This is a genomic window from Yersinia massiliensis (assembly GCF_003048255.1).
GTDB lineage: Bacteria > Pseudomonadota > Gammaproteobacteria > Enterobacterales > Enterobacteriaceae > Yersinia > Yersinia massiliensis_A.
Window position 1 is genome coordinate 625,018 of sequence record NZ_CP028487.1, and the last position, 26,548, is coordinate 651,565.

Consider the following 26,548-nt stretch of genomic DNA (forward strand, 5'->3'; position numbering starts at 1 on the left):
TTTATGGCGATGCGGATGAATGATAACCTCGATGAAAGCGGTGAATTACACGAAATTAACGTGACCCCCTTCATTGATGTCATGTTGGTATTACTGATCATCTTCATGGTTGCAGCACCATTGGCAACTGTTGATATAAAAGTCGATCTGCCTGCATCGTCAGCAGTACCACAACCACGGCCGGAGAAACCGATATTCCTGACGGTTAAGGCGGATAACCAGCTTTATGTCGGTGATCAGCAAGTTGACCGCGATACGTTAGCAGCAGCGCTGGATAAAGTGACCCAATCCAATAAAGAAACCACGATCTTCTTCCAAGCAGACAAAGTGGTGGATTATGAAACCTTAATGAGCGTGATGGATGCGTTACGCAAATCAGGCTATCTCAAAGTTGGGCTCGTTGGCATGGAAGCTGCTGGCAGCGCTAAATAGTTTGCAACCGGTGCGGTGGCTAATACACCGCACCTGCTTATCGTTATTTAGGTGTGTTGCGGCCAACTTCGTTGGAGGATTGAACCCCTAGAGCCCCCATCAGCTCGACTTCTAACTGATGGGCATTATCTGCCTCGTAATAATTGTCTTCGCCAACGCACTTTTTCCAATCAATATATCTTCTGGGGTCCTGAATCTTCTCCGGATCATAGTCAATAGCAATAAAAATCATCTTTATATTATTATCTTTGATCTTTTCACACATACCTTTATCGATCAGTTTTTTAGTAATATAAAACCCTGGGTTTTCTCTATATTTTTCATCATAACTCTCGACCCCGTCAGAGATTATTATCATTAATTTCTCTTTGTCATCATCATTGTTATTTCTGAATAAATTATTTGCATAGAGAATACCTGAACTAGTAAGTGTTCCACCAATAGGTGTCATATCTAACATCGAATTAATAATATTGGTGTCTTGATAGTCCTCTAACGAATATGCATCTGATAAATTTAGACAAATCTCATCGTTTATTATATCTTTTATTGGAATGTCGATATATTTAGCATCTGAGTTTATTGACTTAATCGTTGCATCATAATCTATAGTTTCACCTATGATTTTAATTTGGGTTAAAGCAGTATAAATATAACGAATTTTATTATAGAGTTGTTCTGCCTCACTTTTATAATCAACTGGTAAGGTTCTTATCCGATCGTAAAAGTATGAGTGTCTTTCATCAAATAAGTCAATGTCCGCATATTTAATATCATAAACTTTTTCTATGTTCTCAAGGCCTGATATTTCACGTAGTTTAGATGCAATATATTTCCTAAAGTAATCATTTTTTTTGCTATATTCTTTAGCGATAAAAGGAAAATGACAATATTCTTGTGTCTGATTATTTTCAATTGTTTTCCTTTTGGTCCCCCATGAGTAGGGTATAAAACCAATGGTTTGAATATCTGCATTTCGTAAGATAGTATTATTTACCCTGATAAATATCTCTCTTAGAACATCTATTTTTTTAATGCTAGAAATATTGTTCTTAAACTTTTTCTCCATTGATTCAGAATAATCTACAACAAAGATGACATCAGTTTTTTCATTATGGTCATGTATTATTGTTTTTTTTGCCACAGCAGTATCTACTATATCTATCGTTTTTATTTTATTAGTGATAGGAGTCTTAGCTAAAAATTTTGCTGAGTAATTCATAAACATTTTCGCCTTATAAACAAGCTGGCCACAATAATTATTTATCTCAATCTCTGGTGTCGAGAAATTTTCTAATGGCAAGTACGCATGAATATACTGGCTCACCAAGTCCCGATTTTTACTTTCTTGACCGGCATCTGGAATATCATCATTCTCGACGGTTAGCGCGAGTGTGGCTTGCTCTATAGCATCAGATAGTTTTGCTTTTTTTTGTAAATAATGTGAAACCTCAAAAGATAAAAATATTAAGCCAATAAAAAAGGGGAGAATAAGAATAAAAGGCAATAAAATCGAACCTTGTTTGTTGGTTATAAATAGAAAAATTGACTTATATTTATGAGCAATATACTTCTTATAAAGCATAAGTATTTTTTTTAATTTCATTATGATATCCCTATAAAATAAGAACTAGCGTTCAATCGTCACCGCAGATGATTTTATGGAAATAGCGGTACTCCCCCCCGCTCCAACACTGAATAGCGTGGTATACCAAGGTGAGGCAGATAAGCATAATGTCACTTGATATAATGGTAACCAGCGACCTGTATTGGTATAGGGTGATAATGCTATCATTTTATGCAGAGGTTGAGTGGGTTGGCAGGCACCCATGCTAAATGACAACGTTTTATTATTATCAATACTTTTAATCTCAGGAGGTGTGGCATGAAAATGCAATGTCTCTACTGTCATTGCTATATCGTTTCTTTGCAAGCCTGAGCGAAGTAGCATTTCTTCGGAGAGAACTTTCAACTCGCTAACCTGATTTTGCGTCAATTGAATATCATCAGCGTATAAACTCCCCCGTTCTCTGACTATCCCGGCAATAGAGTATGAGATACGGTCTAATTTACCCACCGTAGATTGATATGCGGCGACTGAAATCATTAGCTTTATTAGTAATGTAATAATGAAAACAACAAAAACGAATTCAACGATAACAGTTCCATGACAGTTAACTATAAATTTGCTATTACTCATTTTCTTGTACAAAGATCACCTCGCGAGATAATAAGCTATTAGCCCAAATTGAGGGGATTGGAAACAATATGGGCTTATATTCATAACGTACGCTATAACGTGCTAACTTCTGAGTAGAGTGATGTGTGGTCATTTTTTTTGAAGTAATATCTGCGATGCTATTGGCAAATTCTACTGTTGCGACAGTGTTGTCTGGGCTAATGAATTTTCCGAACATACCTTGCTGTTCGATGATCTTGCTATTAAATATCGACTGATATGACTCACTATTTATTTCCTTGTTCTTAGCTGTTTTTGCTGCTTCTGAAACTGCCAGATCGAGGCTGGCAGATATATAGATAAGACGTGATATTTCTGCTGAGAATAATAAAGTGAATATAAATAGAACGAAGACTATACTAAATTCAATAGTAACAGAACCGGTATTTGAACGATAAAATAGCCATTTTTTTTTACACATCATATACCTTTATCGCTAATTTCTATTTGGTGAAGATGCTCTACTTGTCTCAATGCTAATAACAACTCATCAGGTTCGGTTGCCATTTTTTCAGCAATTACTATCTTTTTGGCATATTGTGTGTCACCTAATTTAATAAGTGAAAATACTAAGTTATGTAAAATTTGCGAATTTCTATTGCCGGCCAAATAGTCCGGTAACAGTATTCTCACTGCGTCGGTATAACGATTATCAAGCATTGCCACGACAGCGATATTATTCATTGCTATTTCATCGTTAATAAATAAAGCTCTGGCTTGTTCAAAGGCTTTTTCAGATTTTTGCATATCACCACTATCAGCCAATACAATACCATTCAAGTTATGGGCTTCGGCATTATTAGGTGCGATAGTCAGTAGCTCTTTGACTGCAATTTCTGCGGCAATAGTTTCATTTTGATTGATAAGATTTTTGGTTTTTATAAGATGAAAATATTCGGTTTTTTTATCAGTGACTGATTGTAAGTAATATAATGATGACTTGCTATCTCCAGCAAGGTAATATGCATTTGCCAATTTTATTCTAACGGTATCATCCTCTCTTGTTTTTAACTTTTCCCGATATAAATTGATGAGTCCACCATGGTTATTAGCTTTAAGTAAAAGGCTTTCACGGTAAGTAAATTCTTTTTGATTAAAAGTATTAGATGTACAACCATTAATTAGAAAGATGAAAATAGAAATTGCCATGGTGGACTTAATTGTTTTGAACATATGTGATTAACTCCAATACACTTGGTGATATAACGAGAACAACAAAAGGGATTAGGATGAAAATGAATAATGGTATTGTTAGTTTTGTCGATAACTTACTAATTTTTTCCTCTGTAATTAATAACTGCATTTCTCGGATGTCTTGGGATAACTGAATAAGCTGGTCGTAAACGGTAGAGCCAAAACTAATGCTATATTGTAATGTACTGCAAAGCATTCTTATTTCTGTTGCAGTTGAACTTTGGTGTAATTCTTTAATGGCGCTGTCTAACCCATTAATTTCCGCACGCTTATTCATATTGGAAATGATAGAGCTTAAATCGGTGTTTATTACTTGAAATTTTTTTGCTGTATAGCTTAGTGAGCTGTCTATCGTCATCCCCGATTGAACACAAGCTGCTGTAATATCGATAAAGAAAGGGAGTGTTCGAAGGATAGACGTCGTTCTTTTATTAATGTAGTTACTTATAATTATCTTTGGAAGAGTAATCATCATTGCAACAGTAATAAGACCGATAATCATCAATGTATTGAGGTTTATGGATATAATATCTGTAGCGATAAATAAAATCGATATTACTATAGCTGTTGCAATTATTAATATCTTAAAATAAGTGATATTATGCAAAATGAATGGGAGGTTGATGAAGTTTGATAACTTCTTTTCTTGGTGCTTATGCTCTTTTTCATTGTCAATTTTTTCTCGGCTAATTATTTTATAATAAACTGAAATCTTATTTGATTTTGCTTTTTTTGTGAAAAACAGACTGATGAAAAATAATATTATAATAATTAACGCTATTTTCATAATGTTTTCCTCAGCATTTTTCTTATTATTACTAGCCCAGCAATTTCACTGGCGATTACGTAATAAAAAATCATCCGACCAATAGGGTGGTCCCACATTGAATTCATTGTGGCTGGGTCAATAAAATAAAGAAGTAATGAAAATAATATTGGCATAAGTGATATTATGTTCACAGACATCCGAGTTTGTGCAGTCATCACAGCTTTTTTCTGTTCGGCTGTTTTATTTTTTGTGGTCACCGAGGACAGCCGGCTTGTCAGTTCCCTCAATTGCCCACCTTGTTGAAGATTCAGTAAGATTATAGTGATAAGAAAAAAGAACTCTGGGTAGTTAAATCGCTTATAGGAGTCATATAAAACAGACTCTGGGGATTCTCCTACATTCAGTTTTCGGCAAATTAAATTGAGTTCATTGCCTAATGGCCCTTTTATTTCATTGCCACAGCGCTCTAATACTTGATTAATGCTCGCACCACTGCTGGCGGCCATATTAATCATCAATAGGACCTCAGGAAAGTCATTGTTAAAATGAGACCGATGAATCTTTCTTGAAATCTTCAATTGAAAGAATACGATGCTGCTAATGGTGAAGATAAAAACAAAAATATTATCTATATGAAACCAATATAAGTTAGAAATGAAAACTAAAGTTGAATATATAACCGGAGCGATTATATGCTTGTTGTTTCTTTCGATGATAATATTTGATATGTAACTGGTCCATTCTGATAATATCCTTCTGTAAAATGAAAGAAAATGCACTTTATCTTTTGAGGGTTTGAATTCAGCATTACTAATGAATTTTTTTATTTTTATCCATTTTAAGTTAGTTAGTGCGAATAAAATAATGCCAGAAAAAAGCAATATGTAATAAGTCATTATTTCACCAAGGGGAATATACTGATAAGCTCATTTGATAAATTGAAAATATCAGCATTTCTTCTTACTGAAGAACGACTCAATAAACCATGATTAGTAAATTTTCCTTGAATCTTGCCTTCCTCATCACGTTCTTTATTGGCTTTGAATGTAAATATATCCTGTAGAACGACATTCTCACCTTCCATTCCCATAATTTCACTGATATAGCATATCTTGCGCGAGCCGTCATTCATCCGGGAAACTTGAACAATAAGATTTATCGCAGATGCGATATTACGTCGAATAGTTAATATAGGCATGTTAACTGGCCCCATCATGATCATACTTTCCAATCGAGTAATCGCATCACGAGGTGAGTTTGCATGCAGTGTTGACATCGAGCCATTATGGCCCGTGTTCATGGCCTGGAGCATTTCAAATGTTTCCTCGCCTCTGCACTCTCCAATAATTATCCTATCAGGCCGCATACGTAAGGAGTTAACAACCAAATCTCTCATAGAAATTTGCCCAGTATTCTCCAGGCCAGCTAAGCGTGTTTCCATCCGTACAACATGAGGTTGTTCAAGATTTAGCTCTGCTGCATCTTCCAATGTAATCACTCTTTCATTTTCAGAGATATACTTTGATAATGCGTTGAGTAAAGTCGTTTTGCCCGATCCTGTTCCGCCAGAGATAACAATATTTATTCGGCAACTGGCTGCAATAATGAGGAAATTTGCCATATCACTGCTCATTGCGCCCATATCGACTAAGTCTTCTAACTTTCTTTTATTATTACTAAATTTTCGGATAGAAAGAGCAGTACCATCTAAAGCAATGGGATTTATTACGGCATTGATTCGGCTCCCGTCAATAAGCCGAGCATCAGCAAGAGGTCTACCTTCGTCTATACGGCGGTTTACCCGTTGCATTAAGCGTTTGGTAATATCTGTTAGTTGCTTGTTATTAATAAAGCGCTGATGACTTAAACTGATTAAGCCAAAACGTTCAATAAATACTTTGTCAGGTCCATTGACCATAATATCGCTAATAGAATCATCTTCCATCAATTCTCTTAGCGGCCCGAACCCCGTTATTTCATCTGTAATCATTACGATAATATTTTTCTGATCTTGGGTGGTTAACTGATGCTCGTTATCATTAAATATTTCATAAAAAGTTTGTGAGATTAGGTTGTTAAGCTTGGCATAGTCATTAATAAGATATTCTACTTTATCAATATCAATGTTGGCCAACATTTTTTCTCGAATAATTTCCTGTGTGGTTAATGATATTTTCATTATTTACCTTTTTATTGCTAATGTTTTTGTGAAGCTATTAATCCATGCAATGTTACACTTGGATGTGTCAGTTCGCATGCCTAGTGTTTGTTTGGTTAATTCAGTGATTAGTTTTTTTCGACGACCAAAATATTTTTTGTCACTGATTGAGCTATTTTCTTTGCTTATATAAGGGATCTTGATATCAATTTTCCGACCTAATAAAGACGGTATGTCAGATGTATCTAGCATATCTTTTGTGACGACTCTACTTTCATTTAAGCAAATAATTAATTTAATGCCACGTTTGTTATCCCTCTTGAATCTTGAGTGAATGTCGATGAATTCTTTAGCAGTGCGAACTGATGTCATACTATTATCCAGTAGAATAATAATGCAGTTGGAATATTCAACATAATCAGTCAGTTTTTCTTTTGTCGAATTATGAATTGGTTGATCAAATACGACAAAGTTATACTTATGACTTTCTTTAGTGCTAATGTCATTTAGATTTTTATCTTTACTTTGCATGAGGTCAAAGTTTTTCTGATACTCAGTTAAATCACTTGCTATTTTCTTTTCTGTGATAAGGTCAAGATCTTGTGAACCGTTATTACCTTGCAATAATAAAGTGGGTAATTTTTTTATTTGAACGACCTCATGTGCTAAATGATAACTAAGTAGGGTCGTGCCTATTCCTCCTTTACAGCCAAGCACGCTGATAAAGAATGCTTTTCTATCTTTTTCTACCTGAATACCTTTAAGTAAAAGTTGTGTTAGCTCCGCTGATTGTGACTGTATATTTAAGTATAAAACCCCCCGTTCAGTTAGCTGTTGCGCGATAGAGATTGAGTCAACATCACCTACTAATACACACCAGCAGTGACGCGAGATATAGTTATTTGCTAAAGCCAATAGTTCATCAACATTACTATTATCACCGATGTCAACAATAACACCGCTGGTTTGATCCGATAAACTAACAGACGGTACATTGAAAATATCTTTGTTGATCTCATTAATATTATTCATGTCGGCAAGCCGAATTTGTTCGGAAACTACCTCAATGAGCCAATGCCTATTAGAAATAATCGTGATGCTATCCTTTACCTTGCGCTCTTTTCTACTGATCAGATCCTTGTTAAGAATTAATTGCATACATCACCATTGTCACTAGCGTTTTTCTTGTTGTTGTTAACAGCACACCCGAATGCACTATTTTTTACTGAACGATAGTCATTATGTTGATAAGTACAGGGCTTATATCCTTTTTTTCCTTTACACGCTGTCTTACTTTTAACAGTGTTTTTTCCCTTTTTTAAAGTAAAGGAATAGTCGTCTTCAACCGGATTTATTATTATTTTTGCTTGAGATAAATTGGAGCTGAGCAGTACTCCAATCATTATTAATAATTTCATTTTATAAAACCACCTTTACGCATAAATTCTTTTGCCATTTTTTCTCTTTTAATCTCCATAATATGGGTGAAATTAAAGAGACGTTCGAGGGTAGATGTTTGCATGAAACCGGGTAGTTCCACTTCTTGCTTTGATACTGGTTTTACCAGGTTTACTGTCGCGATCACGACTAATTCAGTTTGTCTTTGTTCGGTATGCGCATTACGGAAGAATGCACCTAGTATCGGTATATCGCCTATAAAGGGTATTTTTTTGAGCGATTCTCTTTCTGTGTTGCTGATAAGGCCACCCAAAATAAAACTTTCTCCGTCCCCCAGCTCTAATGTAGTCGCGGCTTTGCGTGTTCTCAATGAAGGATAAGAATCCCCACCCTTAGCATCAAATAGCTTGTCAATGCTGCTGACCTCTTCATTTAGAAGGATACGTATACGTTTGCTTTCATTGACTTTTGCACCAACATTGAGTTTGATGCCAAATTCTTTATAAGTGACTGTTTGGCTATTTTCTGTTGATAAGACAATTGGTATTTCACCGCCAACCAAAAATGACGCGCTTTCGCCCGATAAGACGGAGAGATTGGGCTCAGCTAAAATCCGTGCAATTGATTCATCATTGATGGCGTGAACGAGTGTGCTAATCCCATTGGCATTGAATTTTATAAACTGGAATGAACCAATGGCATCTCCTACCGTATTCCAATCTATGCCGATATTCTCAGTGAAGTCTTTGGTGACCTCAGCAATGGTCAGCTTGACATTCACTTGATTAGATTGTGTAACGCTTATCTTATTAATCAGACGAGAATAATCGGGCGTGCTAAAATATTGTTCCTTACCGATCGTTTCTTTCTTGCTACCAATCGCTTCCCCCACAATACTGACGATAGTATCTTTAGCCTCTTCGGACGCAACTTCTCCAGTTAGAACGTAGCTAGTCTCTATTTTATCAATTTCAACTTTACTATTAGGGTACTCAATATTTATTCTTTTATTTACAGCATTGATGATGCTGTTTACAACAACGGTTCTCTTTGTGATTTCTTTATTTTCATCGTTTAATAATATTAATTCTGCAGTGCCCTCTGTTTTGGCATAAACAATAATACTATTTTTACCCACTAACTCATAGTCGGCTACCTCTGCGGATGAAATAAAAACAGTTTCTATCTCTTCTTGAGTCTTGACAATGTATGACTCCCCCGGAGATATATAAACTGATTTCGCATTAGCTTTATTAAATGCTATTAGAATAAGAGCAATAATAAATAAGGAAAATAAATTCCAACTTAGATACTTTATTTTGGTTAATCTCATCCTCTTAGCTCTCTTACTGTGTGTAGTTTAGGGAAGATGTCATGTAGACTTTTTGAACGATGGCTGTCATTACCCAATCTAACCTTGGGCACAAGAAGAATGTCACCCGCTTTCTCTGCCATATGTATTAGATCCAGTTCATCTGTATGTATTATGGCATCTATATAACCAGTAAATATCTCATCAGTCTTTTGATTACTTTTATTTTTTTCTGATAACTCGCTTGAAGAATACTTTTTTATCCTTATTACTTGTATGTTAGAAATGACATTAGTTAATAAGTAGTTTTGTGATTTTCTATCATTAAATTCATTTGTGTCTATGTTAATGCTGTTTTCTAATCCTTTTCTCTTATCGGTTTCACGTGTTCTTAGTTGAAGCATTATCATATCGCCAATACTTAATGCATCGAGTAAATATGCTTCTTCTTGTGTAATATTGAATCTGTAGATAAGTTCATTATTCTTTAATGTTAACTGGCTAAATTCACGGCTTTCCGGTGAAACCAACATATCATTAGTAATGTAAGATCCTGCTGTAATATTTGATTTCAATAAGTGACTATTGATCATCTTAATATTTGAAATATCACTATTTATTAGTTCACTTGATTTGCTAACCATGATTTTATTGAGTTCGTAATCCTCACTCGTTAGTATTTTACCTGAGGGTAGGGGGCGTGTTGCTTGTGCTAGTAAAATATCAACATTTTGCTCTTTTTTCTGTTCGCCAAAGCTTGTGAGGTTATTCGCATCATCTTTATTATTGTTCAGGATACCTGCGACACCGACTGTCACAATTACGAGTGAAAATAATAGAATAAGCTTACGGTTCATTATGAATGACCTTCATATTGTTGGAGTAGTAATAACTTAATGTTTAGAGATACAGCGATAATAAGAAACCTAATGCGATTGCCACGGCATAGGGAACTCCCCTGCGTTGAATATCTGCACGATTGATCAACATTCCTATCATCATTACGACACCTCCCATGATGGCGGTATAGAGGATGAAGTTCAGCGATTGCTCTGCCGTTAAAGCCAAGAGCAATACGGTGATCAATTTAACATCACCTCCGCCGATCAATTTAAAATGGAATAGGATATAACCTACTATCAATGCAACTAACGGAATGACAACACTAACTGTATTGTGTTGGGTAAAGCTAATAACTAAGGTTGTGAGCGCTATAGTGATAATTGATTTATTAGTTACGATTCGGTGGCGAATATCACTGTAACAAACCACCAATAGCTGTAGCACTAATATAATAATGAGCAATATACTAAGGATGTCCAAGACGATTCCTTATGTTATTTAGTAATATGGCAACCTTAAGTTGCCATATTGGAGACAATAGATTGTTACTATCAATTAGCTGTTAGTAACAGAGGCTTTGGCTGCGGTCACCAAATCAGTGACAAGAGTTGTTAATGGTGTTTTAGCCGCCGTAATAAGGATACCTGCTAAAGCAATAATCATTACATATTCAATAATTGAACCGCGGTTATCTTTCATAAACGCTTCGGTTTTCAGTTGTGCAGTAACATAGCCTTTAGTGATTAAGTTCATCATATTGTTTTCCTTTAAATTAATGGGGCATTCCCGTTATTTGTCTACTATACTCATCGAATGTTTCTCTACACGTTACGAATCAATATTTTCGTCTCGTTCGTAGTGGTAGCTATTAAATGGTTTTTTGGGGGCGAATACCTTTTTGTTATCATCATTTAATCTTGTTTATTTATTCTCATCTTAATAATGATATTAGGAATGTGGGCCATCACCATTAAATAAGATGATAACGATTAAGATTGAGAGAAATGAAAGCCAGCAGAATGAAAAGAATGCCAGTAAAGAGATCAGTTTCTTCCAGTGGTAACTTTGTAAAAAATTGGGCTTGACCGGTGGTTGAGGTGCTAATGTCGGTACATTCTTTGTTATCAATGGAATGGGCATGGCTAGGGGGGGATTCACCATTATCGGTGTTGCATTATCGCTAATCTGCTGCTCAGCCTTATGACAAACTGCCATTTGGCTGACTGTCCCAGTATAGCGAACACCTTTACGTGGAATTGTATGGATAAGTGATTCTTTCAGCCCCACCTGTACAAATGCCTTACGTAGCATATAGAGTTGCCCGTAATAGCTACTTTCACTGACTGCACCTCGCTGCTCTTTCCACACCTCATTGATAATTTGTTCTTTCTCAGTAATGCCATTTAGTAATAGCTGTAAAAATCTGAGATTGTTCTCAGTCAAAATTGCCACTTTATTATCGGGGCCGTTTAAGCTACGTTGTGCGGGCGAGAATAGCACTGATCCTTCCAATTTAAACACGATATCATTTTTCTCCATATTCAAGGCTCCCTATTCTGTATAAGATTAATGCATGTTCTTTGAGTGTTTTAGTCATTTACCCTGCCATAGATAAGTTATTTATTGCTATGTAGGTACTTCTCTTTGAGTGTTTTTATGGTGAAGATTATTTCTATCATTAATAATGGTAGTGAGTGAATCTGACGGCTTACGTTATAATTCTCATTTATCTTAATACTTAATCTATCTATTCTTGCATGATAAATTTGTCATTAACAAGTCAGCATTTCTACTAATTATGGAATTAGTTATTATTTATCATTACTATTTCTCAGTATTTTTATATTTCATTGTATTTTATATTTTTTATTGTTAATTAGATTGTGAGTAGTATTAGAGGCTTATATATCTTTGAATTTCTATTATGTTTTTATAGCTAAAACTATAATTTTTATTTTCTATAAGCTATACATCAGACACATTAAGTGAATGAGCAGCAGATGCTTGAATCCGCGTTGAGATGGAAACATTTGGAGTAATAACCACTTTACTCAAACTTATTGTTATTTAAGCTGGGCTGAGTTTCTCTAAGGCGATAAAGAAAAAGCCCTAAATCCGGAGAAACAGGACATAGGGCTTGTGCGAATCTCTGTTGAGATGCTTAGGAAGATGCGTGGTCCTTTTTATGCAGCAGCATATAAACTGCCGGAATCACTAACATAGAAAGTAGTGGAGCACTGACCATCCCGCCGATCATCGGTGCAGCAATACGTTGCATCACTTCGGAACCGGTGCCGCCGCCCCACATTATCGGTAGCAGGCCTGCCATAATAGTCGCCACTGTCATGGCTTTTGGCCGCACTCTCAGCACTGCGCCTTCATGAATAGCGGCACTCATTTGGCTGGCGGTCAGGGTAATACCCGATTGCTGATGCTTTTTCACGGCCTGATTAAGGTAAAGCACCATGATGACACCAAACTCTGCTGCCACCCCCGCCAGCGCAATAAAGCCGACAGCCGCGGCGACAGAAAAGTTGTATCCCAGCCCATATAGCAACCAAACCCCGCCGATCAGAGCAAAAGGTAGCGTTGCCATGATGAGTGCGGCGTCGCGGACACTGCTGAAAGTCACGTAGAGCAGCACAAAAATGATCATTAAAGTGACTGGTAGCACCACTTTCAGTTTCGCAGTGGCTCGCTCTAGATATTCAAATTGCCCTGACCACCCGAGTGATACCCCTTCAGGTAGCTTGACTTGCTGAGCAACGGCTTGTTGCATTTCAGTGACGGCTGATTTTAAATCTCGCCCACGCAAATCGACATACACCCAATCGGATAAGCGTGCATTCTCGCTTTTTAGCATGGGTGGGCCTTCCGTGACTTTAATATCAGCCAGCTCAGAGAGCGCCACTTGCCCACCACCGGCCGTCACAACTGGTAAATCACGCAGCTTTTGCAGGGAATCACGTATTTCTCGCGGGTAGCGCAGATTGATGGGATACCGTTCACGTCCCTCAATGGTTTCACCGATGTTTTGTCCGCCAATCACCGTTGCCACCAGTGATTGCAGCTCTTTCACTGAAACGCCATAGCGGGCAGCGCGTTTACGGTCAATATTGATATCCACATAGCGTCCTCCGGCTAAACGTTCAGATAGCGCCGAGGTCACCCCGGGTACTTTGCGTACCACCTGCTCAATTTGCTGCGCCACTTGCTCGATTTGTTGCACGTTCTTGCCGTTGACTTTGATGCCGACGGGGCTTTTGATGCCGGTCGACAGCATATCTAGCCGGTTGCGGATGGGGGGAACCCACAGATTGGCGATACCGGGAACATTCACTGTGGCGTCTAGCTCTTCGATCAATTTGTCCATGGTCATACCTGGCCGCCATTGATCTTTGGGTTTAAAGCGGATCGTGGTTTCGATCATCGTCAGTGGGGCGGGATCGGTGGCTGTCTCTGCTCGTCCTGCTTTACCAAATACCGTTGCCACTTCCGGTACGGTTTTGATCAGCCGATCGGTTTGTTGCAGCAAGTGGCTGGCTTCTCGCACCGAGATCCCCGGTAGGGTGGATGGCATATACAGCAAGTCCCCCTCATCCAGCGCGGGCATAAATTCGCTGCCTAATCGACTGAGTGGATACAACGTGGCCAGTAACAACATCCCCGCGATCACTAAGGTGGTTTTAGGCCGTGCTAACACGGCGGTTAATACCGGATGATAAAGGGCGATCAGTGCGCGGTTGATCGGGTTAGCATTTTCATCAGGGATTTTCCCACGAATAAAATAGCCCATTAAGACGGGGACGAGCGTGATCGCTAAACCTGCGGAAACCGCCATGGCGTAGGTTTTGGTAAAGGCCAGCGGGGAGAACATCCGCCCCTCTTGGGCTTGTAAGGTAAAGACAGGAATAAACGATAACGTGATAATTAATAAGCTGCAAAAGAGTGCGGGGCCGACTTCAATCGCCGCCTGCTCTGATATACGCCAATAGTCTTGGCTGGCAGGTGTTTGACCAGGGTGATCGCGACGCCATTGCTCCAGCACCTTGTGCATGTTCTCGATCATTACGATTGCCGCATCCACCATGGCTCCAATGGCAATCGCGATACCGCCAAGCGACATGATATTGGCATTGACGCCCTGATAATGCATCACGATAAACGCACCGAGAATCCCGAGCGGCAGGGTGATGATAGCCACCAGCGCCGAGCGGAAATGGAACAGAAACAGTGAGCAGATCACGGCGACGACTAAGAATTCCTCCAGCAGCTTAAATGACAGGCTGTCGATGGCTTGAGTGATCAGTTGTGAGCGGTCATAAACCGGTACGATCTCCACGCCTGCGGGTAAACTGCGCTGAATCTGTTGCAGCTTCTCTTTCACGCCATTGATGGTTTCCAGCGCATTTTTACCGTAACGCATCACGATGATACCGCCAGCGACTTCCCCTTCACCGTTCAGTTCTGCCACGCCACGGCGCATTTCTGGCCCCATGCGGATACTGGCAACATCGGACAGTAAAATAGGAATGCCGTCGCGAACGGTAATCACGATATTGTTAAAATCATCCGGCGTTTTTAGGTAGCCGCTGGCTCGCACCATATACTCGGCCGCCCCCATTTCTAGCACGGAACCGCCGCCTTCTTGGTTGCTGTCACTAATGGCGTTAGCAATCTGTTGATGGGGAATATTCAGTGCGCGCATGCGTTCGGGGTCAAGGACTACTTGGTATTGCCGCACCATGCCGCCGACGCTCGCGACCTCCGAGACATTTGGCACGGTTTTTAGCTCAAATTTCAGCGTCCAATCTTGTAATGCGCGCAAGTCGGCCAAACTCAATTTGCCAGTTCTATCGATCAACGCATATTCATAGATCCAACCTACGCCCGTGGCATCTGGCCCCAGTGAAGCTTTCGCCTCGGCGGGCAGGGTGGATTGCACTTGGCTGAGGTATTCGAGCACTCTTGAACGCGCCCAGTAAGGATCGGTACCATCGTCAAACAGCACGTAGACGTAAGCATCGCCGAACATCGAGAAGCCGCGCACGGTTTTGGCACCCGGCACCGATAGCATCGTTGTCGTCAGTGGATAAGTGACTTGGTCCTCCACGACTTGCGGTGCTTTACCGGGATAACTGACGCGAATAATTACTTGTGTATCAGACAGGTCTGGCAGCGCGTCAACTGGGGTTTGTTGCAATGACCAGATCCCCCATGCGGCCATCATTACCGCACCGAGTAACACCAACAGCCGGTTGCGCAGTGACCAACGGATAATGGCGGCAATCATAAATGGCCTCCATGGATATCGGTACTGCTATTGGATTTCGCGGGTTGGATTTGGCGGATCTGAGCTCCTTGTTCATTGAGCGTGAAGGTGAAGTTAACCTGACTGCCGACGATAATTTCTGGGGCTAAATTCCCTTTCGGTAATTGGAAGTCCATGGTCATGGCTCCCCATTTCAGGGCAGCAATTGGGCCGTGCGATAGCGTAATGTTTTGCCCATTTATCGCTTTGACTTCCCCCTGTACCGAGTAGATATCTGCTGGACTCTCTGTGGCTTGATCTGTTGCCGGCGTGGTAGCTTCAGACGTGGCCTCCATTTGCGGCAGCGCACTTTGCAGACTCGCTTCCGAATCGATCAAGAACTGGCCCGAAGTCACCACTCGCTGGCCAACATTGAGCCCTGATTTGATCTCTACCCATCCATCTTGCGTTGATCCCGCACTGACCTCGACCGGCTTAAAGTGGCCGTCTCCTTCCGCGAGCAGGACAGTATTGCGATTACCCGTCATCAACAACGCTTCCTGCGGGATCGCCAGCACTGGTTCAAGATTATCGTTAGATGCCGACTGCACACTCAGGTACATACCCTGTTTTAGCTTATGTTGCGGGTTTTCCAGCACGATACGTGCTTTTAAGGTACGGGTCGCGGGATCGATATTGGGCAGTAATTCACTGACTTTGCCGTGGAAAGTCTCACCTGACCAACTGGCTGTCGTGGCGGTAATGGTACTCCCCAGCGTGAGCAAACTGGCTTGTGATTGCGGATAATCGACGACGATCCACACCGGATCGAGGCTGGCTAACTCGAATAGCGATTGGGTGGCCGTCACTTGCGAACCGGCGCGAATATCGAGTTTATTCACAAAGCCATCAGAGGGGGAGCGTAGTGTCACCCGCGTTTGTGGTTGGCCACTTTTCTCGACGCTGCGGATGACGGCTTCTGGCATGAACTGTAGCTGTAACCGCTGGCGCGCCGCGGCAGTTAACGGCGTGTCACCTAATGCGCGAACCGCCAGATACTCTTGTTGTGCCGCACTCCATTCAGGCACCCAGAGCTGAGCTAATAGCTGATTTTTTGTGACCGGTTGTTGGCTAGCATTGACGTATAACTTTTCAATAATGCCATTTGCCCGTGCCGCAATAATTTGTACGTTACGTTCATCGGTCGTCACTGTGCCATAACCGTTGAGGCGATAATTGAGTGGGCGCATCTCAGCCAGTGCGGTGCGTACTCCCAGATTTTGCTGTTGGCGAGCGCTGATGGTGACCCCGCCATCCTCTGCCGTTTCACCGGCATAGCGCGGAACAAGGTCCATATCCATAAAGGGGGATTTTCCCGGCTTATCGAAACGTTGGCCGGGAGACATGGGATCATACCAATACAGCACTTTTGGGCTGTTTTCAGGGGATATGTTCGCAGAGGAGATGTTCGCAGGTGATTCGGTTGTCGGGGCCGCTTGTGAGGCGGGTTGGCCTAGCCAATAACCGGCGAGCCCACTGATCACTGCCACGGTGACCCAGGTTAAACCTAAATGTTTTTTCATTGCATGCGCTCCTGCGGGGTCAGATAACGGATGGCAGCCCAAGTACGGGCCAACTCTCTGGCGGCATTGCTGGCATTGAGTTGGCTATCGAGTAGGGCGCGTCGTGCTTCTAACACGCTGCTTAAATCGCTTTTATTGGCCTGATATTGCGCCAGCATTAAGTTAACGCGCTGTTTTTGCAGCGGTAATACTTCATTGGTTTGCCGCTGCCAGAGCTGTTGGGCGGCTTGATACTGCGCGAGTAAGGTGTCGAGTTGTGCCTGATGATCGCGGGTCAATAAGGTCAATTGATCGTTGGCTTCCATCGTTCGCGAAACATCAGCGGCGTAATCTTTGTCTTGGCGTTGTGAGCGAAACAGTGGCAGGTCAACAGTCACCATCACACCGGCCATATCCTCATATTCGTCTGCCCGTTTGGCGTAATACACTTCAATGCCAACATCGGGCGTGGCGGCAATTGCGGATTGCGCGGAGCGCGCTTTGGCGACATCGGCTTCACGGCTGGCGAGCACAATCTCTGGATGTTGATTGATGGCTTCACGCAGTACGGTTCTCTCGGCAGGCAAGCGGGTAAAAGAGGGCATCGGGCCGCTGATGTGATTGACTTCAATGCCAGTCAATTGAGTCAGTTGCGTTTGTGCCAATGCGACATCCCGCTGTGCGTTGGTCAATCGGTCTTGCATGGCTGAAAATGTCAGGCGAGCATCAAGGACACTACTGGGCAAGGCACCACCACTGGCGACCCCCGCACGTTGTAGCGCGACTTGTTTTTCGCTTTCCTGCACCAGCACCTTAGCATCGCTGACTGCCTGCTCGGTTAGGGCTAAATCCAACCAGGCTTGAGCAACTTCTTTTTGTAGGCGAGTACGGATGGTTTCGCTGCCCGCTGCCGTTTTACGGGCCTCGGCACTGAGGGTGTCGGCTTTTCTTTGCCGTTTATCACTGCTGATGTAGTCCTGCATAATCCCAACGCGCTGCATGGTCATACCTTCGCGAGTAAAACGGCGAGCATTGCTGCCACCAACTGGCAGGTTTTCAATACCGAACTTCAGTTTGGGGTCCGGTAATTGCGTGGCGGAGCTGGCCATGTTCTCCAGCGCATTGACCTGATGTTGATTGGCCGAGAGTTCGGCCGAATAGCGTTCAGCAGAAGAGAGTGCCTGTTCCAGCGTGATATCTGCGGCATAGCCCATCGCGGGCAGGCTAAACATGGCAGCCATGAATAGGCGGGCAAACCCGAAACGTGGCGCAGCCGTGGGCCGCCCCTGCCGTGGGTGATTGAATAATGCGTTCATGATGACTCCCGCCTTACGGCTGCTGCGCTGAAATGGCGGTTAGCTGATAACCCTGACTCGTTTGAATAAAACTGAAGGTGACCGATGCGCCAACCGGCAAGGGGGCCGCCATCAGGCTATCTGGCAAGTCAAAGGTCATGGCCATCGGCGGCCAGTTCAGTGCCGCAATGGCGGTATGAGCAATAGAAACGCTGGTGGCGTTCCACGCTTTTATCTGCCCGCGAGAGTGATAGATCTCGGCGTCAGACGTGGTGGCATCGGCCATCATCGCCCCATGATCATGGGACATGGGCATCGTGTCGGCCATGGGGGAAGTCGCGGCAGACAGGGGAGCAGAGAAAAGTGTAATGGTGGAAAAAAGTGTAGCAGCAGAAAAAAGTACGCCCGCAGCAGCGGAGACAACACGAGATAAAGTAAGCATAGGAATGGCTCCAAAACATAAGAAAACGCAATACACCGCACGAAAGCGGCCTAAAGATGCGGTCAAATATGTCTGGATCTATTCTCTAAATCGGCAGAAAACGATTTCGGTCGGGGGGCCGACAATGGGCGGGGTTTGCCAGTCAAGGCGATGAATACGTGGATTTTGTTGCCTATCCGCCAGCACGAGCTCTGTATTGGTGGGTAACGCAGCCAGTACCAACATACCGCTATCAGACTGAATGGAATCTGGAATGCAGTGCTTCTCGCACAGTGCGTTTTGCGCCTGACCATGGGACATGTCCATCATTGCCGGCATGTCATGCATTTGGCTCTGTAAATGCCCCTGGTGTTGGGTAAAAACAGGGGAGGCGGCAGGGGCGATATCACATTGATGGCTGGCAACAGCCAATTGTGCATTCAGGATCAACCAGCAGGCGATCAATAGCATACCGCACAGGCGCTTTTTACTGGCGCGCATCTGATGCATAAGCTGTGATCTTCCCATAAGTGCGGGTCCCATGAATGCTAGCCATTGAGGCGGAATAAGTCGCGGTATGACATGATGCTGCCAGCGAGTATAGGACTATCCCTCTGTTTTTAGAATGGTTTTGTCGGGTTACATTGAATGAATAGAAAGGTTGCGCAAAAGTTAGTGCGCTGAATTTCATCTCTTTATTCCTCATTACATCTCAGAAATAGTGTCAATCGAGGCGAAAATTTACTTTTCTTTAATCAACATGCGCCAGAACATCAAAAGCTATTTGTTTAAAACCTATTTGTTCAAAACCTATTCACCTGAAAACGATTAAGTGCCGAGCTGGTTTTTGGGGCAAATGAAATTAAGGTATTCAGATGACATAATCCGGCATCATATTCTTGTGGTGGATAATGATTCTCAATATTATTTGTCTTAATTTCTGAGAAATTTGAGTCTACTAAAAAAGGACAGCCCGTGAGTTTGGCGAACCCCTATCCAGATAGTCAGCAGTTGTTAAATTCCCCCGAGGCGGGCAGCGAGGCATGGTGGCAACAGATTGCGCAGTGGGGAACGCCATTGGCTGAACCGGTGGATGAGGGCCGCGTTAAACTGACATTTCTTTGGCGTGATCGGTTAGGCAAGGCGCATGACGTTGATTTTAGCCATGTTTATATTGATGTGAACGGCCTGACCGACCATCACAGCACACACCCGCAAACGCTCCAGCGGCTGGGCCAGACCGATGTTTGGTATTGGCAGGCCGAAGTCGAATCTGACTTTCGCGGCAGCTATTGTTTTATCCCCGCCACGAAAGATAAGCATTTGACGTTACCGCAAGGCAGTACCAAAGAGCAGCGCTTAGCACAGCGCAATTGGTGGGTTTCATTAATGAGTCTGGCAGAGAACGATCCGTTCAATCACACGGCAGCCCATGCCAGTTATTGGGGGAAGCCACTGTCTGGCGTACATTTAGCCGATGCTTTACCGCAAGCGGCTTGGCAGCCCATCGATGCCGGTCAGCAGCTACCCGCCGATCCACAACGGCTGCAAGTGATCACGTGGGACAGCGCATTATTAGGTAACCGTCGCCAAGTGTGGGTCTACTCGACGCCGAGTTCTCACGCTGAAGATGTGGCTGAGCGGCCATTAGTGCTTATGCTGGACGGCCAATATTGGGCGGAAAAACAGCCTATTTTTGGCGTGCTGGATAATGAAACCGCGTTGGGTCATCTGCCAGCTTCCGTGTATGTGTTGATTGATATCATTGACCAAGCGCACCGTTCTCAAGAACTGCCTTGCAATGAGGTTTTCTGGCAGGCATTACAAGCTGAGTTATTACCTCAAGTGGCGAAGCTGCAACCCTTTACGGATCAGGCATCTCGTACGGTGGTGGCGGGGCAAAGTTTTGGTGGTTTGGCCTCGTTGTATGCCGGATTACATTGGCCACAACGTTTTGGTTGCGTACTGAGTCAATCAGGGTCTTTTTGGTGGCCTGATACTGATCATGCGAAAAGATCGGCAGTGGATACCGCAGTGCGTCAAGGCTGGTTGACTCAGCAAGTGCTTCAAGGATTGGGGGCAGGTCACTCATTGAATATTTTCATGGAAGCAGGCCGTCGCGAAGATGTGATTTATCAGGTAAATGAAGTCATGAGCGAGGCGCTAAGGATAGCGGGGCATCGATTGCAGTATCGGGTTTATAGTGGCGGGCATGATTCGTTGTGTTGGCGGGGTGGGTTGGTGGAGGGGATTCGGGGGTTACTAGTCGGCAATGGGGTTACAAGCGCGTGACCCCGCGCGGCTTGCCTGCTTCGCAGGGGGGGACGGTTGTTTGGTTTGGTTTGGTTTGGTGATCGGATCTGGTTTCGGTTGATATTCGTTTGGTGATCACTTTAACTTCGTCGCCTCAACCGAGTCGGGCCGCAGGGCGGCGGCCCAACACCCGCGCCTTTGCGCGAAATATTGTGGCTGCGCCATTCCCTCCTACAGCTTGCCGGCTTATCGAACCGGTGCTGACTCGCTCCCAGCTCGACAGCCCCTTTCGCCGCGTCCATGCGGCTCATTCGGCCTGCAATCTTTGTCGGCAATATTCCTAATTGCGCTCAAGGTCAAAAGACCCAAGACCCAAGACCCAAGACCTATAAATCATGGTTTTGATTTTGAAGTTTAAAAGCACATTTGAGCTGCCGAGTGAAGAGAGAAGGCAAGGAAAACGGGCAGGACGCCCGTTTTAGGCGCCATGAGCAGGGATGCGAATAAAGCCGTCCGTCAGCCGAAACGATGAGTGAGGGAACCTGCGAAGCAGGCAAGCGATGCGTGCGCAAGCGCAGGGTTCCAAGGGGTCACGCGCTTGTGACCCATTGGCGGTTGAGGCATCAGAGCCAAGGTGAACACTGAAGTTATAACAACCGAACCGAGCACCTTAATGAATATCAACCGAAACCAGATCCAATCCTCAACCGAACCAAGCACCAAACAAAACGCCTATCAACCGAAACCAGATCCGACCCTTAACTAAACCAAAAAAACAAAAATTCACCCCCTATATCTCCCCTTCGGGATCACCAACGGCGTCCCCGACACCGGATCATCAATAATCAAACACGGCATACCAAACACGTGTTCGACTAAATCAGCGGTAATCACCTCGCGGGGTTTACCTTGCGCCACAATCTGCCCATCGCGCATGGCGATAATGTGAGTGGCATAACGGCAGGCGTGGTTTAAATCATGCAACACAGCCACCAGCGTGTGATTCAATTGCTGATTAAGATGGCTAAATAACTCCAGCAAATCAATCTGATGGGCGATATCCAAATAAGTCGTGGGTTCATCCAACAACAACAGCGGCGTTTGCTGCGCCAAGACCATCGCAATCCACACTCGCTGGCGTTGCCCGCCGGATAACGCATCCACTGACCGCTCTGCTAGCTCACTGATCCCTGTCGCTTCCATTGCCTCATGGACCGCCAAATTATCCGCCTGCGTCCATTGCTGTAACAACTTCTGATGAGGGTAGCGACCGCGCGCCACCAAATCTAATACGCTGATCCCATCCGGCGCTTGCGAGCTTTGTGGCAATAAACCCAAATGACGTGCGACATACCGAGTATCAACACTGGCGATATTCTTGCCATCTAAAATCACCTGCCCAGCCTGCGGTTTTAGCAAACGGCTTAACGCACGCAGCAGGGTCGATTTACCACAGGCATTGGGGCCAACAATCACCGTAAATTCACCATCGGGGATGGCGACACTCAGATTCTCGCTGATGATTTTGCCGTCATAGCCTAACGTTAATGCATCGGCTTGCAAACGGGGCGCAGTATTGGTTGAGTTAACCGTCTTTGCTGAGTTAACTGTACTCGCGAGATTAACAATACTCATGATCGCCCAGACTCCCGGATTAAAAGCCAAATAAGATACATCCCGCCGATACTGATCGTGATAACACCGACGGGCAATTGATTAGGTAAAAAGAGGTGCTGAGCGCAGAGGTCAGCGGCAATTAACAGAAAGGCACCCATTAATGCCGAGGCCGTTAGGGTCACTGACGAGGTCCCCGCTAAACGCCGCGCAATTTGTGGCGCGGCTAAGGCGATAAAGGATATTGGCCCTGCCGCCGCGGTGACGGCTGCCATCAAAATAACCCCAATCGCCATCAGGCTCAGGCGCGTTCTCTCAACCGGAACACCTAGCGCACCCGCTGCGTCATCGCCCATTTCCAGCAATGGCATACGGCGGCTCAGTAACATCGCAGCGACGATAGCGATAACAATAAATAGTACTGAAGGCAGGCCTTTTGCCCACGTCAAACCATTAAGTGAACCTGCCCCCCACGCGGCGGCGGTCATGGCCGATTCGAGAGAGGCTGTGATCGTCAACCAAGTGTTAAATGCCGTGAGCATCGCCCCCATGGCAATCCCCACAATAATCAACCGAAACCCTTGAATGCCTTGCCGGTATGCCAGCAAGTAGACTGCGATGGCAGACAATAATCCCCCCACCAACGCGCTGCTGGCAACTTCAAAATAGTTGCCATTAAACAATGTGATAGCCACGAGTGCGCCCGTATAGGCACCCGCATTAAAGCCGATGATGTCTGGGCTGCCCAATGGGTTACGCACTAATGATTGAAATATCGCGCCGCTGATGCCCAGTGCGGCACCAAAAACCAGTGCCATGACGGCGCGAGGTAAGCGCCATTGATTGACGATAATATCGACCGGCCCTTGGGCTAGCCCGAATAAGGCATTCGTCACTTGAGCAGGGGAGAGCGGCAATGTTCCAGCCATTAATGCCAGCAGTGCAGCGAGCACACAAACCAGTAATAACAGGCTACCGACGATCACACTACGTGGCCGGATACGCAAGTTTATTAGGCCGCCAGGGCGACCCAAGAGCCATGTGGTGGGGGCAGACTTCATAGTGTGGACATCCTTTTATTGCTCCGTACTAACCAGATCAGCAAAGGTGCGCCGATAAAGGCGGTCACGATAGACACACGTAATTCACCCGGCACTAAAAAGCGCCCAACGATATCGGATACCAACAGCAAAATAGGTGTCATCACCAGCGTGAAAGGCAGGATCCACACTTGATTTGGCCCAACAATCCAGCGTGCAATATGCGGAACCATCAGGCCAACAAAGGCGATTGGGCCAACCGCAGCCGTTGCGCCGCCGCACAGTAAAGTGATGGCGACGACTGCCCAAAATTGAGTACGACCAATACGAGCGCCAATGGCGGCAGCCAGATCGTCCCCCATATGCATAGCATTGAGTGATCGCGCCAATAATAAGGCAATCACTGAACCCACAATAATGACGGGGGTCACCGCCATCACCACCGACATATTGCGAATATCCAATGTACCGGCCTGCCAAAAGCGGATGCTATCGTAAATTTGTGGGTGAGTGAGTGCGATACCAGAAGTGATACCGGTTAAGACTGCACCAATGGCGACACCTGATAATGTGAGGCGCAGGGGACTCACTCGCCCACCGCCCATCGAGCCGACCCAATAGACCAACAGTGTGGTGATTAGCGTGCCGATGAATGCGGCAACCATATAACCCGAAATCGCATTTGCGCCAAAAGCAATGATGCTGATGACCACGGCAAAGCTGGCTCCAGCATTCATGCCGAGAATTCCGGGATCCGCTAATGGGTTACGGGTTAGCGCTTGGATCACCGCTCCCGACAGCCCCAACGCGGCACCGGCGAGGACACCGATTAAGGTTCGGGGCAAGCGAGACTCTAAGATCAGAATGCTATCTGCGCCATGGCTCTCACCGAGCAAGCTCTGCCACACCACGGACAAAGGGATCGCTTTTGCCCCAAACATCAGGCTGGCGGCCATCACGAGTATCAAAACAACAATACTGAGTAACAGCAAAAGTATATGTTTACGCTGTGTTTGTGCACCTAGCATGGGCGCAGATGTCAGCGTTTTTGTTGATGATGAGTCCGAGGAATAAGCTGCTGGCATTGTTACTCTTTCTTAACAAATGATTATTCTTATCGATTTGATTATCATTATTATTTGTGGCAGGTATGTTAGCACGAGTTTTTATTGGAATGGAGGGGATTTACGCTCAGCTTGATGCTGCTCAAATGATGGGGTCAATTGGGTATGTTTCTTGCCTTAACGGTGATGGTCCCACCGCAAAAGGGGTTATCTCGTCGCCCTAACGAAAGCCAGCCGACAGGGATAAACCCTGCCGCTGGTATGAGTACATGGAATCGAAAGATTACAATGAACTGACGGCCATCGCCTTAGCGCGGTTAATGCTTTGAGTATGCAGTTTTGTCCAGAATAACCCGTATAAACCAATGATAGCGAAGCACCCTAATGGCATGACAAAACCTAATGCCATGGAATAAGCATCAGCAATACCGCCCATGAGCATGGGCATAACGGCCCCACCGACAATGGACATCACAATGTAAGAAGAGGCTTTTTTAGTTTGTTCACCTAAACCGAAAATCCCCAGCGCAAAGATGGTCGGGAACATAATCGACATAAAATAGAAACTCAGTACCAGTGAGACGATAGCCAACCAACCTTCTGCGAACATGATGATAACCATCAGCACACAGTCGATTGCGGCAAAGATCCACAGCAATTTATGGGCCGAAATCTTACTCAGCAATAGCCCCCCAGTGAATCGACCGATCATAAATAGCCCGAAGCCACCGAAAGCTAATAATTGTGAAGCCCCACGTTCCGTAAATTTCCAGCCCTCAGGGGATTGCCAACTCCAGCTATCAGGTAAAAATGCGGCGACGGTTTGCTCGAACAACGGAGAATGGTCGACAACATAGTTGATAAAGAAGCTAAATACGCCAGTTTGCCCTGCTACATATAAGAACTGCGCAACAATGGCTAATACGAAATGAGGCCGCTGCCATAACGAAGGGCTGTTCTGAGCATCGCCTGCTTGAGGAAGATCTGATTCGGGCGTGATATCCGGAATTTTCGTGAAGAAAAAGACCAAGGCTAATATCGCGACGGCCAAACCAATGCCCATATACGGGATAAATAAAGCATCGTTACTGGTATTCACATCACCTGTCGCTGACAAGATAAAATGCCCGCCGATGAGCGGTCCAAATATCAAGCCAATGCCGGTACAGGATTGTGATAAGTTCAGGCGTGCTGCACCTTGCTCTGGTGAGCCCATCACCGTTGCAAAAGGGTTCGCAATCGTTTCAATGCAGGTTAGACCTGTCGCCAGAATAAATAACCCAACGAGAAAGGCCCAATATTCCCCGATACTGGCAGCAGAAATAAACCAGAATGCCCCCAGTGCAATTAAAGCCAAACCAATAAAAATCCCACCTTTATAGCCATAGCGTCGGGCCAATATCCCCGCAGGGATAGCCATCACGAAATAACCAATGTAGTTGGCAAATTGTACTAATGCCGATTCGGCTTTAGACACTTGCAACGTATTTTGAAAATGCTTATTGAGAATATCAATTAACCCGGTGCTAAAGCCTAATACTAAAAAGAGACAGGTAAGTAAGAAGAATGTAAACCCGTGGTTTTTACCATCAGGCGTGGTGAACATATTTTTTATGCTCATAATATTACCCCATAATTTTTGTTTTCAGGTAAAAGGCTCCCTACCCATGGGAGGGCATATCTTTTACCTGTGCGAGGGTGAA

25 protein-coding genes are annotated in these 26,548 nt (G+C 44.0%); 2 read left to right on the forward strand and 23 right to left on the reverse strand.

What is annotated here, in order from left to right:
- Window positions 1-3: 3 nt before the first annotated feature.
- On the forward strand, window positions 4-432 hold the full coding sequence (gene exbD, locus DA391_RS02915) for a TonB system transport protein ExbD (protein ID WP_050083766.1): 429 nt from the start codon (window positions 4-6) through the stop codon (window positions 430-432).
- 43 nt (window positions 433-475) lie between these two features.
- On the opposite strand, the gene DA391_RS02920 is transcribed toward exbD, so the two are convergent.
- The 19 genes from DA391_RS02920 to DA391_RS03010 form a co-directional block, all read right to left on the reverse strand.
- On the reverse strand, window positions 476-2,038 hold the full coding sequence (locus tag DA391_RS02920) for a TadE/TadG family type IV pilus assembly protein (RefSeq protein WP_108087346.1): 1,563 nt from the start codon (window positions 2,036-2,038) through the stop codon (window positions 476-478).
- A 24-nt stretch (window positions 2,039-2,062) separates the two neighbouring features.
- Entirely contained in the window at window positions 2,063-2,644 is a 582-nt protein-coding gene (gene tadF / locus DA391_RS02925) for a tight adherence pilus pseudopilin TadF (RefSeq protein ID WP_108087347.1), read from the reverse strand.
- A complete protein-coding gene (locus DA391_RS02930) occupies window positions 2,625-3,092 on the reverse strand; it encodes a TadE/TadG family type IV pilus assembly protein (protein ID WP_057645610.1) in 468 nt (155 codons plus the stop codon). Before DA391_RS02930 ends, tadF begins: the two co-directional genes overlap by 20 nt.
- Entirely contained in the window at window positions 3,092-3,844 is a 753-nt protein-coding gene (locus DA391_RS02935) for a tetratricopeptide repeat protein (protein WP_167398157.1), read from the reverse strand. Before DA391_RS02935 ends, DA391_RS02930 begins: the two co-directional genes overlap by 1 nt.
- Window positions 3,828-4,652 carry a type II secretion system F family protein gene (locus tag DA391_RS02940; protein WP_108087348.1) on the reverse strand — a complete coding sequence of 275 codons (825 nt, stop codon included), beginning with the start codon at window positions 4,650-4,652 and terminating at the stop codon, window positions 3,828-3,830. The genes DA391_RS02935 and DA391_RS02940 overlap by 17 nt, the downstream gene beginning before the upstream one ends.
- On the reverse strand, window positions 4,649-5,530 hold the full coding sequence (locus tag DA391_RS02945) for a type II secretion system F family protein (protein WP_050874832.1): 882 nt from the start codon (window positions 5,528-5,530) through the stop codon (window positions 4,649-4,651). Before DA391_RS02945 ends, DA391_RS02940 begins: the two co-directional genes overlap by 4 nt.
- On the reverse strand, window positions 5,530-6,813 hold the full coding sequence (locus DA391_RS02950; RefSeq protein WP_050874834.1) for a CpaF family protein: 1,284 nt from the start codon (window positions 6,811-6,813) through the stop codon (window positions 5,530-5,532). Before DA391_RS02950 ends, DA391_RS02945 begins: the two co-directional genes overlap by 1 nt.
- 3 nt (window positions 6,814-6,816) lie before the next feature.
- A complete protein-coding gene (locus tag DA391_RS02955; RefSeq protein WP_050083758.1) occupies window positions 6,817-7,950 on the reverse strand; it encodes a pilus assembly protein CpaE in 1,134 nt (377 codons plus the stop codon).
- Window positions 7,941-8,210 (reverse strand): hypothetical protein, encoded by a 270-nt coding sequence (locus tag DA391_RS02960; protein WP_050083757.1) that lies wholly within the window; start codon window positions 8,208-8,210, stop codon window positions 7,941-7,943. Before DA391_RS02960 ends, DA391_RS02955 begins: the two co-directional genes overlap by 10 nt.
- Window positions 8,207-9,523 carry a type II and III secretion system protein family protein gene (locus DA391_RS02965; protein WP_108087349.1) on the reverse strand — a complete coding sequence of 439 codons (1,317 nt, stop codon included), beginning with the start codon at window positions 9,521-9,523 and terminating at the stop codon, window positions 8,207-8,209. The genes DA391_RS02960 and DA391_RS02965 overlap by 4 nt, the downstream gene beginning before the upstream one ends.
- Entirely contained in the window at window positions 9,520-10,359 is an 840-nt protein-coding gene (locus DA391_RS02970; RefSeq protein WP_108087350.1) for a tight adherance operon protein, read from the reverse strand. The genes DA391_RS02965 and DA391_RS02970 overlap by 4 nt, the downstream gene beginning before the upstream one ends.
- A 43-nt stretch (window positions 10,360-10,402) precedes the next feature.
- Window positions 10,403-10,825, reverse strand: coding sequence for an A24 family peptidase (locus tag DA391_RS02975; RefSeq protein WP_050083754.1), 423 nt, complete (start codon window positions 10,823-10,825; stop codon window positions 10,403-10,405).
- A 75-nt stretch (window positions 10,826-10,900) separates the two neighbouring features.
- Entirely contained in the window at window positions 10,901-11,101 is a 201-nt protein-coding gene (locus DA391_RS02980) for a hypothetical protein (protein WP_050287410.1), read from the reverse strand.
- A gap of 192 nt (window positions 11,102-11,293) precedes the next feature.
- The gene (locus DA391_RS02985) at window positions 11,294-11,884 is read right to left on the reverse strand and encodes a winged helix-turn-helix domain-containing protein (protein WP_050083752.1); all 591 of its coding nucleotides are present in this window, start codon (window positions 11,882-11,884) and stop codon (window positions 11,294-11,296) included.
- 622 nt (window positions 11,885-12,506) lie between these two features.
- A complete protein-coding gene (locus DA391_RS02990) occupies window positions 12,507-15,638 on the reverse strand; it encodes an efflux RND transporter permease subunit (RefSeq protein ID WP_108087351.1) in 3,132 nt (1,043 codons plus the stop codon).
- A complete protein-coding gene (locus DA391_RS02995; RefSeq protein WP_108087352.1) occupies window positions 15,635-17,179 on the reverse strand; it encodes an efflux RND transporter periplasmic adaptor subunit in 1,545 nt (514 codons plus the stop codon). The genes DA391_RS02990 and DA391_RS02995 overlap by 4 nt, the downstream gene beginning before the upstream one ends.
- Window positions 17,176-18,474: a TolC family protein gene (locus DA391_RS03000; protein ID WP_050083749.1), complete on the reverse strand. Its 1,299-nt coding sequence runs from the start codon at window positions 18,472-18,474 to the stop codon at window positions 17,176-17,178. Before DA391_RS03000 ends, DA391_RS02995 begins: the two co-directional genes overlap by 4 nt.
- Before the next feature lie 13 nt (window positions 18,475-18,487).
- A complete protein-coding gene (locus tag DA391_RS03005; protein WP_050083748.1) occupies window positions 18,488-18,895 on the reverse strand; it encodes a copper-binding protein in 408 nt (135 codons plus the stop codon).
- Window positions 18,896-18,973: 78 nt separating this feature from the next.
- Window positions 18,974-19,384, reverse strand: coding sequence for a hypothetical protein (locus DA391_RS03010; RefSeq protein WP_019212563.1), 411 nt, complete (start codon window positions 19,382-19,384; stop codon window positions 18,974-18,976).
- A 465-nt stretch (window positions 19,385-19,849) separates the two neighbouring features.
- Between DA391_RS03010 and fes the strand changes: the two genes are divergently transcribed.
- Entirely contained in the window at window positions 19,850-21,166 is a 1,317-nt protein-coding gene (gene fes / locus DA391_RS03015) for an enterochelin esterase (protein WP_108087353.1), read from the forward strand.
- Between the two features lie 744 nt (window positions 21,167-21,910).
- On the opposite strand, the gene DA391_RS03030 is transcribed toward fes, so the two are convergent.
- From DA391_RS03030 to fucP, 4 genes are all read right to left on the reverse strand, one after another.
- Complete coding sequence (locus DA391_RS03030) at window positions 21,911-22,762, reverse strand: ABC transporter ATP-binding protein (RefSeq protein WP_409994393.1); 852 nt, start codon at window positions 22,760-22,762, stop codon at window positions 21,911-21,913.
- Entirely contained in the window at window positions 22,759-23,802 is a 1,044-nt protein-coding gene (fepG, locus tag DA391_RS03035) for an iron-enterobactin ABC transporter permease (RefSeq protein ID WP_050083823.1), read from the reverse strand. The genes DA391_RS03030 and fepG overlap by 4 nt, the downstream gene beginning before the upstream one ends.
- Entirely contained in the window at window positions 23,799-24,866 is a 1,068-nt protein-coding gene (fepD, locus tag DA391_RS03040) for a Fe(3+)-siderophore ABC transporter permease (RefSeq protein ID WP_108087355.1), read from the reverse strand. The genes fepG and fepD overlap by 4 nt, the downstream gene beginning before the upstream one ends.
- Before the next feature lie 262 nt (window positions 24,867-25,128).
- The gene (fucP, locus tag DA391_RS03045; RefSeq protein ID WP_019212569.1) at window positions 25,129-26,466 is read right to left on the reverse strand and encodes an L-fucose:H+ symporter permease; all 1,338 of its coding nucleotides are present in this window, start codon (window positions 26,464-26,466) and stop codon (window positions 25,129-25,131) included.
- Window positions 26,467-26,548: the final 82 nt, after the last annotated feature.